Below are 14,130 nucleotides of genomic sequence, written 5' to 3' on the forward strand. Positions count from 1 at the left end.
GATCGTGCGCCGGCGGATGTTTCGGCAGGCTATGCGCGGGGACGAGACGGGGCGGGCGAGTGCGCAGCGGTGCGTCGGCGGTGTGCTCGCCGACGCCTTCGTCGGGTCGTGCGCGTTCGATGCGGCGCGCATCACCTCGCCGAGCGTCGGGGGCGGGCGTCGCGAACGAGCACGAGCGCACCGGTTGCCGCATGCCGACGGCCGGCTCGCTCCCGCGTTCGCGTTACTGCGCGGCGCCGGCGCTCGCGGCGGGCGGGCCGCCCGCCTTGCCCGGATGCTTGCGCGCGCGCCCCTTGCCCGGCTCCGGGTGCAGCCATTTGCGGAACGTCGAGTCGGCCAGCGTCTTCTGCTCGGCCGGGAAGCTCGCGTACAGCGGCGCGAACGTGTCGGCGAGCTTCTTCGCGCCGTCCGCGTTCGCCTGCGTGAGCGCCGCGTACTGCTTCATGTCGTCGAGCGCGGACGCGGTCTTGTTCTCCATTCGCTCGCGATACAGACGCGCCATCGTCGCGCCGTTCTCGCGCATCGTGTCGGCGAACGTCTTCCATTGCGGCTCCTGCTCCGGCGTGATCTTCAACTGGTTGTGCAGGTACCTGATGCGCTCCTCGACGCGCGCTTCGTGGCGCGCGGCCGCGGCGGGCGCGGAAGCCGCGGCGGCGGGCGCCGACGCGCTCGTTTGCGCGTGCGCGAGCGTGGCCGCCAGCGTGAGCGCGGCGGCAACAGTCAGCGAGATCTGTTTCATGGGAGCTCCTGTGTGATCGTCGGACGGAAATCCGGAGGCGGGCGCGGCGCGCGTCCCGCGCTATTAGTATCACGACGGCGGGCCGTTGGGCGGCAATGCGACGGCGGCTTACAACCGAAACGAATCGAAATCGCGCCCGTGCGGGGAACGTGCCGGCCGGCGGGGCCGTCGATGTGCGGCGCGTCGCTCGGCGCCGGGCGCATCGGCCCGGGCAATTTCGTGCCGATCGGCGCGAGGCGCTCGGACGATTTCGCCGCCTGCATGCTCGGCATTGCGCGGGCGCTGCGCATCGGGGCGGCGCGACGCGCGGGGCGGCGATGTCGGCGGACGCTCGCGCGCGGCGCGCATTTTGCGTGCGGGCCGCTGCGGCAACGGGCGATGCCGTGGCGGCGGGAACGGCTGCGCGCAAGTCCGCGCGGCGGGCGATTCGAAAAGCGGCCCGAACGGACGCCGGCTTGGGCGCGCGGCGGTTCGGCGCTATCATCGCGGCACCTTCATTCGCCGATCCGCCATGCGCCCACCCCGACTCGACCAACTCGACGACCTCGATCGCAACCTCGTCGCGCTGCTGCAGGCGAACGCGCGCGCGAGCGTCGCGGATCTCGCGCGGCAGTTGGGCGTCGCGCGCACGACGGTGCTCGCGCGGATCGCGCGGCTCGAGCGCACGCAGGTGATCGCGGGCTACAGCGTGCGGCTCGGGCAGGACGTGCTCGACGCGAGCATCTACGCGTACGTCGGCATCATCCTCGCGCCGAAGTACGGCAAGGACGTGCTCAAGCGGCTCGATCGCATGCCCGAGGTGCAACTGTTGTGCGCGGTGAGCGGCGAGTACGATTACGTCGCATGGCTGCGCGCCGATTCGCCCGAGCGCCTGAACGACCTGCTCGATCAGATCGGCGCGCTCGAAGGCGTCGAGCGGACGACGACCTCGATCATCCTCGCGCGCAAGATCGATCGCGGGTCGATGGGCTGACGCGCCGACGCACGACGCGCGGCGGCGGAGAGGACCACCCTGACGGGAGAGACCGGGATCATGACGACGAGTCAAACCTATTCGCGCCCCGAGCGGCTGCTGCAGATCGCGTCGTGGGGCATCGCCGTGGCGTTCGCGCTGTTTCTCAACATGCTCGGCAGCCTCGTGATTCGCGACATGGCGTTCGCGCCGCGCGGCGGGCCGCCGACGCTCGCGCGCTACGCCGACACGCAGGCCGACGGCGCGCTGCGCGCGACGCAGCGCGAACTGCAGCGTGAGCAGGGCGCGCTGACCGACAAGGCCGACGCGTTCGCGACCGCCCGCAATCGCGCGCAGCAGGAATACGACCAGGCGAAGGAGAGCTTTCGCAACTGGATCGCGACGCGCAGCGCGACGGGCGATGCAAGCCGCAATCCGGACGTGCTCGCGCGCACGCGCCAGCTCGACGAACTGCAGGCGGCGGTGGCCGGCTGGCAGCGGCAGCAGGACCAGATCGCCGACCAGCTCGACGCGCTGCGCAAGCGCCAGGACGACGTGAGCGCGCAGCTTTCGCAATCGCGGGCGCAGGCCGAGCGGCGCTACGAGCAGGCGAGCCGCCGCTACGAGCTCGTCGTGTTCGCGTGGCGGCTCGCGTTCACGCTGCCGATCCTCGTGCTCGCCGTCTGGCTGTTCGTTCGTTACCGGAAGGTGCGCTACTGGCCTTTCGTCTATGGCTTCGGGATGTTCGCGCTGATGGCGTTCTTCGTCGAGCTCGTGCCATATCTGCCGAGTTTCGGCGGTTACGTGCGCGTGATCGTCGGCATCGTGCTCACGGTGTTCGCGGGCGTCTACATGCTGCGCGCGTTCCAGCGCTACGTCGAGCGCAAGCGCGACGAGATGCGGCGCAGCCAGCACGAGCGCGCGCGGGCGATCGGCTACGAGAAGGCGATCGCCGCGTATCAGAAGAAGCTCTGCCCGTCGTGCGACAAGCCGTGGAATCTGGGCGGCGACGGCGCGACGTTCTGCATCCACTGCGGGCTCAAGCTGTTCGAGCAGTGCGGCGGATGCGGCACGCGCAATTTCGCGTTCTTTCCATTTTGCAGCGGCTGCGGGACGCCCGTGAGCCGGGCGGAGGGCGAGCGGCCGCGCGCAGACGGCGCATGACGCGCGGCCGGCTGCGCGCGTAGCCGGTTTACTGCGATTCGATCACTTTGCAGGGCTTGCTGCAATCCGTGTAGGCCATGCACGCCTTGTTCGAGACGCGCGCCTCCAGGTTCGTGCGTGCGAGCTTCTTCGCCTCGGTGCACGCCTCGTGGCTCTTGCCCGGGTAGACCCCCGTGGCCGTTCGCCCGCGGTCGGCCTTGCACGGGTCCGCAGGTGCGCTCTCCTTGATCGAGCACCGCCCCTCCTGACTGACTTTCGCCGCGTGCGCGGCCGGCGCGACGGCGAACGACATGAAGCCGGCGACGGCGGCAAGACGGATCAGACGAGCTGCGTTTCGGGTCACGATTGTCATTGTTGTTCTCCAATGGATGGGACCGGGGAGGCCTCGGGCGAGCCCGCCGCCGCGATGGACGCGGCGATGCGCCGACAGCGCGTGCGGTGATGCGCCGGGCCGCGGGATCGGCGCGCCGGCTTGGCGTGGGCGGCCGCGACGATACCCGCGATCGAGCGTAGGCAGGCGCGCGGCACGCGGTCAAGCTGCGAGATCTGGTAGGCGGGCGGCGCCGCGAGGCGGCGGCCGATGCGTCGCGATGCGCTGCATCGAGACGGACGCGCCGGATCGGCGCGCGATGGCCGCTCGCCGCCGGCTGATCGGCCGATCTTGACGAGTCGACGAAAACGTTCGACGTTTCGTCGAAAATTGACGTCGTTTCGCATCAATTTTCGTCTATAAAGTGTTTTTGCACATCCCTACACTTTCCGACAGGGCAACACGCCACTTACAACAATCACCTTGTCAGGAGAGAACGACATGAAAATCGCCATTGTCGGCGCGGGTCTCATCGGCCACACCATCGCTCATTTGCTGCGCGAAACCGGCGACTACGAAGTCGTTGCATTCGATCGCGATCCGGATGCGCTCGCGAAGCTCGCGAACGAAGGCATCGCGACGCAGCGCGTCGATTCCGCCGACGCGAGCGCGATCCGCGAAGCGGTGAAGGGCTTCGACGCGCTCGTCAACGCGCTGCCGTACTACCTCGCCGTCAACGTTGCTGCCGCCGCGAAGGCCGCGCGCGTGCATTATTTCGATCTGACCGAGGACGTGCGCGCGACGAGCGCGATCCGCGAGCTGGCGGAAGGCTCGGATCGCGCGTTCATGCCGCAATGCGGCCTCGCGCCGGGCTTCATCGGCATTGCCGCGCACGAGCTCGTGAACGGCTTCACCGAGGTGCGCGACGTGAAGATGCGCGTCGGCGCGCTTCCCGAGTATCCGACCAACGCATTGAAGTACAACCTGACGTGGAGCGTCGACGGCCTCATCAACGAATACTGCCAGCCGTGCGAAGCGGTGCGCGACGGCCGCCGCCAGTGGGTGCAGCCGCTCGAGGGGCTCGAGCATTTCTCGCTCGACGGCATCGAATACGAGGCGTTCAACACGTCGGGCGGCCTCGGCACGCTGTGCGAGACGCTCGAAGGCAAGGTCGAGACGCTCGATTACAAGTCGGTCCGCTATCCGGGCCACCGCGAGCTGATCCAGTTCCTGCTCGAGGACCTGCGCCTCGCGACCGACCGCGACACGCTGAAATCGATGATGCGCCGCGCGGTGCCGTCGACGAAGCAGGACGTCGTGCTGGTGTTCGTCACGGTGACGGGGGTGAAGCACGGCCAGCTCGTGCAGGACGTGTTCACGCGCAAGATTTTCGCGAAGGAGATCTGCGGGATGCCGATGAGCGCGATCCAGATCACGACGGCGGGCGCGATGTGCGCGGTGCTCGATCTGTTCCGCGAGAAGAAGCTGCCGCAAAGCGGCTTCGTGCGCCAGGAGCAGGTGCCGCTGCACGCGTTCCTCGCGAACCGTTTCGGCAAGCTGTACGAGGGCGGCACGCTCGAGCGGATGCGCGCGCTCGCATGATGCGCGCGCCGGGCGCGGCATGCGTTGCGCCCGGCGGCCGGCTCACGCCGCGATCGCACCGAGGCAAGCGCGATGCGAGATCTTGATTCTCGAAAGAACGCCGGAGTGGCCCGAGGGCCGTCCCGGCGTTCTTTCGTGCGCGTGCCGCCATGATCGGCAACGCGCGGCCGCGCCGCGTCAGGCGGGCAGCGGCGGCACCGTCGACGCGCCGCGCGCGCGCGACGGCGCGATGTGATCGAGCAGCGCGTCGACGTCGGTATCCGTCGGCGCGGTGTTGTCGAACATCAGGAGCCCTTGGCATTGCTCGCCTGTCGGGATGAAGCGGCGTTGCCGGTAATCGTCCCAGTGCGCGAGCTTGTACGCATCGTTCGGATTGCCGCGCGCGACGATGCGCGCGTGCGCGGTGTCCTCCGACGTGTGGACCCAGACGATCCGCAGCTCGACGTCGGGCCCGATGCCGAGCCACGCGCGATCGAACAGGCGGCGGTCGCGCACCTCGCGCGACAGCGGTCCGACGACGATCACGCTGATGCCGAGCTCCAGGTTCTCGCGCGCGGTGTCGAGCAGCCCCTGGTATTCGGGATCGCGCAGATGCTTCAGATAGAGCGGGCTGTCGCGATCGTTCGGGTCGTGCGTGAGCGCGCCCATCGCGGCCGAACTGTAGCGGCCGTACAGCGTGTCCTTGTCGAGCAGGCAGAACGCTTCGCCCGTCGTCTGCATCAGCGGCCGGATCAGCCGCTTCGCGAGCGTCGTCTTGCCGGTGCCCGCATGGCCGCAGAAAAACACCAGATACGTCACGAACGTCGGCCCTCCGGCGTGGCGGGCGCGCTCGCGTCATGCGCGTCGTCGGCGGCGCCTGTCGGGAAGTTGCCGTTCGCCTCGAGCCACATCGCGTTGATGATGCCGAAGCCGAGTGCGACGCCGATGCCGAGAATCCATGAGAAGTACCACATCGCTGTCTCCTTGACGCTCAGGGCGGCGCCATGGGCCGCCGGACGATTCGAGGGAGCGCCGCCCGCGAGCCGCGGCCGGCGGCGGGGGGCACGACGCCGATCATGACCAATATCGGCGGCCCGCGCAAGCGGCGCGCGGCCGCCGGCAAGCGCGGGAGCGGCTAAACTGTGCACCGGAATGGCTTCGACACACGCAACTGCATGCTGATCAACTGCGCCGCATACCAGGATGGCCGCAAGCTGGCCGACATCGACATCGACGACATCAGCGACTACGTCGCGAAGCCCGAGTGCTTCGTCTGGGTCGCGCTGAAGGACCCCGAGCCGGAAGAGATCGAGCGGATGGGCGAGGAGTTCGGCCTGCACGAACTCGCGCTCGAGGACGCGCGCAAGGGCCACCAGCGCCCGAAGATCGAGGAGTACGGCGATTCGCTGTTCGCCGTGCTGCACACGGTCGAGATCGACCAGCAGGGCGAGCCGCAGGTGGGCGAGCTGAACGTGTTCGTCGGCCCGAACTACGTGCTGTCGATCCGCAATCACACCGAGCAGGATTTCCGCGCGGTGCGCGCGCGCTGCGAACGCGAGCCGCATTTGCTGAAGGAGGGCGCCGCGTTCGTGTTCTATGCGCTGATGGATCAGGTCGTCGACCGCTATTTCCCGACGCTCGAGGCGCTCGGCGCCGAGCTGGAGGCGCTGGAGGACCGGATCTTCGAGAAGACGGGCACGGCCGCCGCCCGCGCGCTGATCGAGGACTTGTACACGCTCAAGCGCCGGCTCGTGATGCTGCATCAGCACACGGCGCCGCTCGTCGAGCCGCTCGCGAAGCTCGTCGGCGGCCGGATTCCGCAGATCTGCGCGGGGATGGACCATTATTTCCGCGACGTCTACGACCATCTGATGCGCATCGTGCGGACGATCGAAGGGCGGCGCGAGATGCTCGTCACCGCGATCCAGGTGAACCTCGGGATGATCTCGCTCGCGGAAAGCGAGGTGACGAAGCGGCTCGGCTCGTTCGCCGCGCTGTTCGCGATCCCGACGATGATCGCCGGGATCTACGGAATGAACTTCAACAACATACCGGAGCTGCACTGGCGCTACGGCTTCTACGTGTGCCTCGGCGCGATGGCGGCCGCCGATCTGTTCCTGTGGCGGCGCTTCAGGAAGGCCGGCTGGCTGTGAGCCGCGCTCAGGCGGGCGTCGCGAGCTTGCCGATGACGACCGTCCACGGCCGAACCCGCCAGCGCTTCACGAGGCCGTTCGCGACGTAGGGATCGGCTTGCGCGAACGCTTCGGCGACGGCGGGCGACGGCGCGTCGAACACGAGCACCGCTTCGTCGGCCGGGGCGGCGAGCGCGCCCGCGAGCAGCAGCTCGCCGCGTGCGGTCGCCGCCTTCGCGAGCGCGAGATGATCGGCGCGGTAGGCGCCGCGCCGCTCGAGGTAGTCGTCGACGAGTTCGTAGGTCAGCAGGTAATACATGAAACGCTCCTCATGCGATGGGCGCGCCGGTCCGCGGCAGCGAACCGGCGGCCGGTTGACGGGCAGCGGTTAGTATAGGCCTCGCGTCGCGCGCGCCGTATCGTGTAACAAACGGTCGCGTGCGCGGGCGCCGCGCCGCCGGCGCTTGCCTCGTGCCGGGCGCTTCGGCGCTCCCGGCGCGGCGTTCGCCGCGCGCCGCGACGAACGCGCCGTTACAAATCGATACGGATCGCGGCCCGCGCACGCGTCAGACTGGCGCGAGAAACGCTTGCTCGATGGCGCGGGCGGAACGGGCGGCGTGCGCCGCTCACCGCGCGAATGCATGCGGCCGTCGCGCCGCGTGCCGCCTTCGACACTCGGACGGCGCGCTTGCGTTGCAACGACGCGCCGGATAATGCGAAAGCACACGAAACCACACGAATCGATGAAGCTCCGAACACTGTTGCTGCTGGGAATGTCGTCCGCGATGCTTGCCGCCTGCGGCTGGTTCCATGCCGGCCCCGGCGCGCGCGACATCGACGCCGCGGTGCGCCGCGCGCTCGACGCCGAGAATCGCGGGCCGTTCAACACGATGCTGGGCCAACCGCTGCCCGTGGCGGCCGACGTGGCGTCGGTGACGCCCATCGGCGATTGCGCGAAGGTGGCCGAGCGCGCGTATTCGTGCAACGTCGCGATCGCATGGCGCAACGGACAGCCGAGCGACGGCGATGCGACGCTGCGCGCGACGCTCACGTTCACCGAGGACAGCGACGGCGCATGGCAGACCTCGCACGTCGACGCGGCGCTCGCCGCGGGCGCGGCGAAGTCGCTGATCGACCGGATCAGCGGCGCGGTCGCGGCGAGCGCCGCGTCGCAGACGCAGTGAACCGGCCGTTCGCGCGCGGTGTTCGCCCGCAGCGCCGGTCGCCGCGTCGAACGACTTCATGCGATTGAGTCGTCGAACCCGAAGCGGCGCATGGCGAGAGGCGCGACCTGGATGTGAGCCGGAGCGGTCCGCTTCGATCGGAGTCGACGCGTTTTGCCGGCGCAGGCCGTGGCGGCAGGCGAGGCGGGATGGGCGCGAGCGCGTCGATTGGAGGCAGGCGGGCCGCTCGGGGGAAGATGGCGGTGGCGCGCACGAGGGCGCCGCGATCGCGCGCGGCGCTCGGCGTGGCGCGAAGAAATTCGGACAGGGCGGATTGGGAGCGCGCGACGGCGCGACGAAGACGCGCCCGCAAGTCGCAAGCCTTCCGGCTGCCACTCGCCGCGCGCGCGTCACGCGACGTCAGTGATGTGCATACGTGCGCGGGGCGCGCACCGCATGCGCGCGCCGCGCATGATGCGCGCGGTGCTTGCGATGACGCGTCGTTTCCCGGGCATGGCTCGCCGGCGCGGCTTGCGCGCCGCCCGACAGGTTCGCCTGGCCTTCGCCGAATTGATAGGTTTGCGCGTAGGCGGCCGAGGTCAGTGCGAATGCGGCGCAGGCGGCCGCGACGAGAATCGAAAGCTTCACGAGAATGGACTCCGGTCCGATGATGTGCCCGAGCTAGCGCGACCGCGGGCTGCGCGCCTTTCCGTCCGCGTGCGCTGAATGATCTTTGACAATCGCGACGCGTCCGATGCCGGCGCGTCGCGCGAACGAGCAGAAGCGAGCGGCGGGCAGCGTGCGGTTCGGGCGGCCCGCGCGCTGCGGATCGGCCCGCGACGCCGACGCCCGTCAGTATTGGCGATTGTCGTCGCCGCGCCCGCGATAGTCACCGCGATCGCCGCCGCGATAATCACCGCGATAATCGCGCCGGTCGTCGTCGCGCCGATCGTATGGCTGCGGATGCGCGCGCCGCCATTCGTCGCGTTCCCAGTAGCGGTGGCCGTCCCAATAGCGGTCGCCGTGCCAGCCGATGCCGACGTCCACGCCGACGGCGGGCTGCGTCGGATACACCGCGCAGCCCGCGAGCATCGCGCTCGCCAGGAGCGGCAAAACGATCAGTTTTTTCATTTCCGTCAGCCCCATGAAGCCGGTTCGTATCCCGAATCATAGAAAGCCGGCGGACCGCTGCGTGTAAAGGATTGCAACGATATATGACGGCTGGCGCGCATGCCCGCGTCGCCGGCGAAACGGTGCGGTGCGGCCGCGTCAGTCGCTCGGGGGCGGCGGCAGGTTCTGCACCATCAGCGTCTGCGGATTCGACAGCGCAATGCCCGCTGCGCGCAGCCGCTTGAGGATCTCGAACAGCAGGTCGCTCTTCGTCGCCGCCGCGATCCGCGGGCTGCCGACGTAGCCCGTCACGCTGAGCGTGATCCCGTCCGGCGTCAACTGACTGAACGTGACGGACGGCGCGGGCTTCTCGAGGATCGACGCGTGCTCCCGGTACGCGTCGAGCAGCAGGTCGCGCACCTGCTCGGGATCGGTGTTGAGCGGAAACGTGAGCGTCAGCGTCGCGACGCCTTGCGTGCTGTTGCCCATCGTCACGTTGCGCAGGTTCTGCGAGATCAACTGCGAGTTCGGCACGATCACCGTCGAGCGGTCGGAGAGCTGGATCTCGGTCGCGCGCACGTTGATCCGCCGGATGTCGCCTTCGACGCCCGAGATGCTGATCATGTCGCCGACCTTCACCGGCCGCTCGGTGAGCAGGATCAGCCCGGACACGAAGTTCTTCACGATCTCCTGCAGACCGAAGCCGATGCCCACCGACAGCGCGCTCACGATCCACGCGAGGTTGTCCCATTTGACGCCGAGCAGCGATAGCGCGAGCAGCACGATCGCGACGTAGCCGAGATTGCTGTACAGCGTGATGAGCGACGCGCGCATGCCTTGATCCATGCCGATCGCGGGCAGCAGCTCGTTGTCGAGCCAGCGGCGCACCGAGCGCAGCAGGTAGATGCCGATCGCGAGCGCGAGCGCCGCGTTCAGGATGCGGCCGGGCACGATGTTCAGGCGCTGCAGCTTGTCGCCGCCGAACATCGAGATCACGCTCACGAGCAGGTCGTTCGGCGTCGTGCCGAAGCCGCCCGTGAGCAGCGCGACGACGGCCACGAGCAGCAGCACGCTCGTGCTGATTCCGCTCAGAACCGTTCTTGCCTGATCGAGATGGCCGTCGTTCAGCCCGAACAGATGCTTGATCAGCTTGCCGCTCGACAGGTTCGCGGAGAACGCGCTCGCGTACGCGTCGCGCGTGAGGCGCGTCAGCAGATACGCGCTGCCGAGCACGATCTCGAACCAGACGAGCTCGTAGGTCAGGAAGCGGGCGACCGAGATATAGCCGACGAGGAGCGCGACGAGCGCCGCGACGACGGTCAGCGTGACGCCCGCGTGAATCAGCCCGGCGAGCGTCGAACGCGCCTCGGGCGGCTCGCCCGCGGCGGCGAGCGCGGTGCGTGCGCGGTTCGCGCGCAGCAGCGACGCGCCGATCGTCACGACGACGACGAGCGACACGATCCCGCGCCCGAACAGCGTGACCTGCAGGCTCGTGTCGGCCGTCCGGTTCAACTCCTCGAGCGCGCCCGCGACGAGCAGCAGCGCCGCGAGTATCGCCGGGAACGGCCGCATCGCGAGCGCGACTTCGTCGGCGAGCGCGGGCAGCCGCCAGCTCGGATGGCGCGTGCACAGCAGCGCGCGGCCGAGGCCCGCGATCAGTGCGCAGGTCAGCGCGAGCTTGGCCAGTTCGTCGGCGAAATCCTGCAGCGCGCTCGACAGCGCGTAGTCGCGTGTGAGCGCGAGGTAGACGAACTGCACCGCGATGCCCGTCGTCAAGACGCTCGACGCCGCGATCGACGTCGCGAGCGCGCTGCGCCGCACGCGCGTCTCCGGCAGCCTGGTCAGGCTGAACCACGCGAGCGCGCGCTCGGCGAGCCGCCTGCCGAGCGTCCACACGGCGAGCGCGGCGGCGAGCAGCAGCGCGGTGCCGAGCCGGCGGCCCGGCTCCCACGCCGCGGCGAGCACTTGCCCGATCTGCGCGCTGAACGCGCCGAGCTCCTGCCGGTCGTCGTCCGTCGGATGAAAGAGCGGCGCCCAGAACTGCGCGCCGAGAATGCCGCTCGAGCGCAGCGCGAGCTGATCGCGCAGCAGGCTGCGACGCAGCTTCGAGTATTGCTGAGTCAGGTTCGCGAGGCTTTCTTTTTCGTCGGCGGCCTGCTTCAGCGCGGCGTCGAGCTGCGTCCTGCGCGCGTTCAGATCCGCGCGCTGCCGCGCGACGGCGGCCGTCTCGGGGGCGGCGCCCGGGGCGGGCGGCGGCCCGAGCACGTCGAGCTGCGCCTGAAGCTGCGCGCGCGTGGGCACGAGCGCGGCCGTCAGCTTGTCGACGTCGGCCGTCAGCGCCTGCGTCGATTCGTCGAGCGCGTCCAGTTGCTTGTAGCTCGTCGCGGCCGACGCCTGCTGCTTGATCCGGTCGAGCGCGGCCTGCACGCGCTTGAGCTCGGCGAGCGCTTCGTCGCGCGAGATCGTCGGCGCGGGCGGCACGGCCGCGCCCGACGCGAGGTCGGCCGCCGCCGCGGGCAGCGCCGCACAAAAGAGATGCAATAGGCCAATCAGCGCGACGCGGCGCGCGAATGTCGCAAGACGGATCATCGGGAAACCTTACAGAGCGGTTGCGCGAACGGACAACCGGATTGCGCTGTAGATTGCCACGGTTTTTCGGCTTGCGGATCGCCGACGACAATCCGAAACAAATGAAAGGAAAACGAAATATTTGAGCCCGGCGCGTCGGGCCTCCGCGCGCCGGGGCGCGGTGCCCGGCGTGCGGCGATGCGCGTCAGACCCGATCGATCGGAATGTATTGCCCGTTCTTGCCGACGGGCGTGAGCGGCAGGCCGGCCTTTTCGCGGCGCTTGCGCTCCTTCGACAGCGGCGGGCAACTGTGCTCGTCGTAGTACATGACCATGCAGTCGAGGCAGAGCAGGCACTCCATCGGATCGATCCGGCCGGCCGTGTCGATCGCCTGCGAGCCGCAGCCGACCGCGCACGCATGGCAGCTCGTGCATTCGGGCTTGCGCTTGAGCTTGATCACCCGCAGGCGCCCGGGCAGCGCGAGGCTCGCGCCGAGCGGGCACAGGTACTTGCAGAACGGCCGCTCGACGAAGATCGACGCGCCGACGATCGCGGTCCAGAACAGCACGAACGGCCACGAGCGGTGCAGCACGCCGACGAGGAAGGTGGTCTTGAACGGCTCGATCTCGGCGAGCTTCTCGGCCCACGGCATCGAGAAGAACGACACGACGAGCAGCACCGCGAACACCACGTACTTCAGCTTGCGCAGCCGGTTGTGCCAGCGCGCGGGCAGCTTGCGCTGCAGGGACTTCAGGCCGGTGGCGCGCGCGATCTTGTAGAGCAGCTCGGACAGCGAGCCGAACGGGCACAGCCAGCCGCAAAAGACGCCCCGGCCCCAGACGATCACCGTGACGGCGATCGCGATCCAGAACACGAAGATGAACGGATCGGAAAGGAAAAGCCCCCAGTTCCAGCCGCTCGCGAGCGAATGGACGAGCGTGAGCACCTGCGTGATCGACGGCTGCGCGAGCTCGTGCCAGCCGGCGAAGCCGATCGCGATGAGCCAGCTCGCGGTCTTCGGCCACGACACCCAGCGCTTGTCCGCGCGCTTCGCGCGGCGCACCCAGCGATCGCGCGTCGCGAAGAACAGCATGACGGCCGCGATCCAGCCGACGAAGAGACCGATCTCGAGCCGCTTGCCGGTCCACGCCTTGCGCCACACGGGCGCGTCTTCCTCGACGTGCGGGCGGCCGCCCGCGAGGAACTCGCCCGGCAGCCAGTACGGGGACGCGAATGCGGAGAACGTCTTCGCGCCTGTCTCCTGGTCGGAGCGGTGGCCGAGGAACACGAACTTCCACGGATACGCGGCGCTGAACCGCGCGCTGCGCACGATGAAGATGCCCGTCTCGTTGAACGGCGGCGTGCCCGCGGCCTGCAGCGCGTACAGGTTCAGATAGTCGGAATCCTTGAACGTGAACGCGTTGATGCCTTGCCGCACCTGGATGCGATCGTAGATGCCGCCGCGCACGAAGCCCGAGCCCTTGAACGATTCGGTGCCGTTCGCGACGACGAAGAGCGCATGCTCGCCCGGTTTCAGCCGGCTCATCAGTTGCGCGTACTCGTGGTCGCCGAGAATGCTCTTGCCGATCGCGGGCGCATTCAGATAGCCGTAGTAGAGATCGAGGTAGGGCGCGCCCGTGTCCGGCGCGCCGACGTCGGCCGGCCGGATCGCGAGGTGCGCGATCGCGCCGCGCTCGACGAGCGAGCGCCATGTCTCGTGCGTGTCGGACGGCAGCAGCTTCGCCTGCGGCAGCAAGGTTTCCTTGACGATGCCGACCTGGTTCGCGATCGCGACCGCGCAGCGCGAGATCAGCTGGTTCTCGGCGATCACGGTGACGGTCGCGCCCGAGATCGCGTCCAGGCTCGTGGCGCCGGCGTCGCCGCTGCCGATCTCGAACCGCGCGCCCGCGAACTTGCCGACGTACTGGCGCAGGAACGCAAGCAGCTTGCTCTCAGGAATCCCGACGAGCAGGATCGGCTCGCTGTGCTTGAGCACGCGCACGCCGGTGATCGTGCCTTTGGTGTCCATCCCGATCAGCGTGACGATCGGCTTGCCCGAATAGCCCTGGATGTCGACGATGTCGGTCGACAGGAACACGTAGCCCTTGAGCGTGCGCGCGTGGCCGTCGTCCGCGTACGCGTCGACATAGGGCGGGCTGCCCTTGCGCGCGGAGAATGCGTTCGCGCCCGGCAACACGGACGCGCAGTCGGTCCACTTGCACAGGTCGGGTTGGCTGAAGAGTTCGGGCGGCAGCTCCTGCTCGTAGATCGACGCGACGCCTGGGCGGGCCGCGACGACGAAAAACGCGAGCAGAAGGATCCGGAGCAGTGCTTTCATGTGGGTCACTTGGAGGGAGTCGCGCGGGCGGCCGCGCGCGCGACGTCGATCGCGCCGCGTCCGCCCGCGTCAG

Annotated in this window: 15 protein-coding genes; 5 read left to right on the forward strand and 10 right to left on the reverse strand. The window is 69.0% G+C overall.

Annotation, left to right across the window (positions count from 1 at the left end):
- Nucleotides 1-223: 223 nt before the first annotated feature.
- Nucleotides 224-739: a Spy/CpxP family protein refolding chaperone gene (locus tag BTH_RS23940; RefSeq protein WP_009890966.1), complete on the reverse strand. Its 516-nt coding sequence runs from the start codon at nt 737-739 to the stop codon at nt 224-226.
- A 511-nt stretch (nt 740-1,250) separates the two neighbouring features.
- On the opposite strand from BTH_RS23940, the gene BTH_RS23945 reads away from it, so the two are divergent.
- Together BTH_RS23945 and BTH_RS23950 are read left to right on the forward strand one after the other, a co-directional pair.
- Nucleotides 1,251-1,712 carry an Lrp/AsnC family transcriptional regulator gene (locus BTH_RS23945; protein ID WP_009905224.1) on the forward strand — a complete coding sequence of 154 codons (462 nt, stop codon included), beginning with the start codon at nt 1,251-1,253 and terminating at the stop codon, nt 1,710-1,712.
- A gap of 60 nt (nt 1,713-1,772) precedes the next feature.
- A complete protein-coding gene (locus BTH_RS23950; RefSeq protein ID WP_009890969.1) occupies nt 1,773-2,855 on the forward strand; it encodes a zinc ribbon domain-containing protein in 1,083 nt (360 codons plus the stop codon).
- A gap of 28 nt (nt 2,856-2,883) precedes the next feature.
- Here BTH_RS23950 and BTH_RS23955 read toward each other — a convergent pair whose 3' ends face one another.
- Together BTH_RS23955 and BTH_RS34635 are read right to left on the reverse strand one after the other, a co-directional pair.
- Nucleotides 2,884-3,207, reverse strand: coding sequence for a hypothetical protein (locus tag BTH_RS23955; RefSeq protein WP_009890971.1), 324 nt, complete (start codon nt 3,205-3,207; stop codon nt 2,884-2,886).
- Nucleotides 3,204-3,572: a hypothetical protein gene (locus tag BTH_RS34635; RefSeq protein ID WP_154660005.1), complete on the reverse strand. Its 369-nt coding sequence runs from the start codon at nt 3,570-3,572 to the stop codon at nt 3,204-3,206. Before BTH_RS34635 ends, BTH_RS23955 begins: the two co-directional genes overlap by 4 nt.
- Before the next feature lie 94 nt (nt 3,573-3,666).
- Between BTH_RS34635 and BTH_RS23960 the strand changes: the two genes are divergently transcribed.
- Nucleotides 3,667-4,767 carry a saccharopine dehydrogenase family protein gene (locus BTH_RS23960; RefSeq protein ID WP_009890972.1) on the forward strand — a complete coding sequence of 367 codons (1,101 nt, stop codon included), beginning with the start codon at nt 3,667-3,669 and terminating at the stop codon, nt 4,765-4,767.
- A 177-nt stretch (nt 4,768-4,944) separates the two neighbouring features.
- On the opposite strand, the gene BTH_RS23965 is transcribed toward BTH_RS23960, so the two are convergent.
- Together BTH_RS23965 and cydX are read right to left on the reverse strand one after the other, a co-directional pair.
- On the reverse strand, nt 4,945-5,565 hold the full coding sequence (locus tag BTH_RS23965) for an AAA family ATPase (protein WP_009890974.1): 621 nt from the start codon (nt 5,563-5,565) through the stop codon (nt 4,945-4,947).
- The gene (gene cydX / locus BTH_RS23970) at nt 5,562-5,720 is read right to left on the reverse strand and encodes a cytochrome bd-I oxidase subunit CydX (RefSeq protein ID WP_009890978.1); all 159 of its coding nucleotides are present in this window, start codon (nt 5,718-5,720) and stop codon (nt 5,562-5,564) included. Before cydX ends, BTH_RS23965 begins: the two co-directional genes overlap by 4 nt.
- Nucleotides 5,721-5,921: 201 nt before the next feature.
- Between cydX and corA the strand changes: the two genes are divergently transcribed.
- The gene (corA, locus tag BTH_RS23975; RefSeq protein WP_009890981.1) at nt 5,922-6,899 is read left to right on the forward strand and encodes a magnesium/cobalt transporter CorA; all 978 of its coding nucleotides are present in this window, start codon (nt 5,922-5,924) and stop codon (nt 6,897-6,899) included.
- A 7-nt stretch (nt 6,900-6,906) separates the two neighbouring features.
- On the opposite strand, the gene BTH_RS23980 is transcribed toward corA, so the two are convergent.
- Nucleotides 6,907-7,197, reverse strand: coding sequence for a YciI-like protein (locus tag BTH_RS23980; protein ID WP_009890982.1), 291 nt, complete (start codon nt 7,195-7,197; stop codon nt 6,907-6,909).
- Nucleotides 7,198-7,621: 424 nt separating this feature from the next.
- Between BTH_RS23980 and BTH_RS23990 the strand changes: the two genes are divergently transcribed.
- Nucleotides 7,622-8,062, forward strand: coding sequence for a hypothetical protein (locus BTH_RS23990; protein ID WP_019255245.1), 441 nt, complete (start codon nt 7,622-7,624; stop codon nt 8,060-8,062).
- A gap of 399 nt (nt 8,063-8,461) precedes the next feature.
- Here BTH_RS23990 and BTH_RS23995 read toward each other — a convergent pair whose 3' ends face one another.
- The 4 genes from BTH_RS23995 to BTH_RS24010 all read right to left on the reverse strand — a co-directional run bounded on the left by BTH_RS23995 (nt 8,462) and on the right by BTH_RS24010 (nt 14,057).
- A complete protein-coding gene (locus BTH_RS23995; RefSeq protein WP_009890985.1) occupies nt 8,462-8,689 on the reverse strand; it encodes a hypothetical protein in 228 nt (75 codons plus the stop codon).
- A gap of 204 nt (nt 8,690-8,893) precedes the next feature.
- Entirely contained in the window at nt 8,894-9,187 is a 294-nt protein-coding gene (locus BTH_RS34640) for a hypothetical protein (RefSeq protein ID WP_009890990.1), read from the reverse strand.
- Between the two features lie 123 nt (nt 9,188-9,310).
- A complete protein-coding gene (locus BTH_RS24005) occupies nt 9,311-11,740 on the reverse strand; it encodes a DUF3772 domain-containing protein (RefSeq protein WP_009890992.1) in 2,430 nt (809 codons plus the stop codon).
- A gap of 184 nt (nt 11,741-11,924) precedes the next feature.
- Nucleotides 11,925-14,057 carry a 4Fe-4S binding protein gene (locus BTH_RS24010; protein ID WP_009890993.1) on the reverse strand — a complete coding sequence of 711 codons (2,133 nt, stop codon included), beginning with the start codon at nt 14,055-14,057 and terminating at the stop codon, nt 11,925-11,927.
- Nucleotides 14,058-14,130 lie beyond the last annotated feature (73 nt).

The organism is Burkholderia thailandensis E264 (assembly GCF_000012365.1).
In the GTDB taxonomy this organism is placed as follows: Bacteria; Pseudomonadota; Gammaproteobacteria; order Burkholderiales; family Burkholderiaceae; genus Burkholderia; species Burkholderia thailandensis.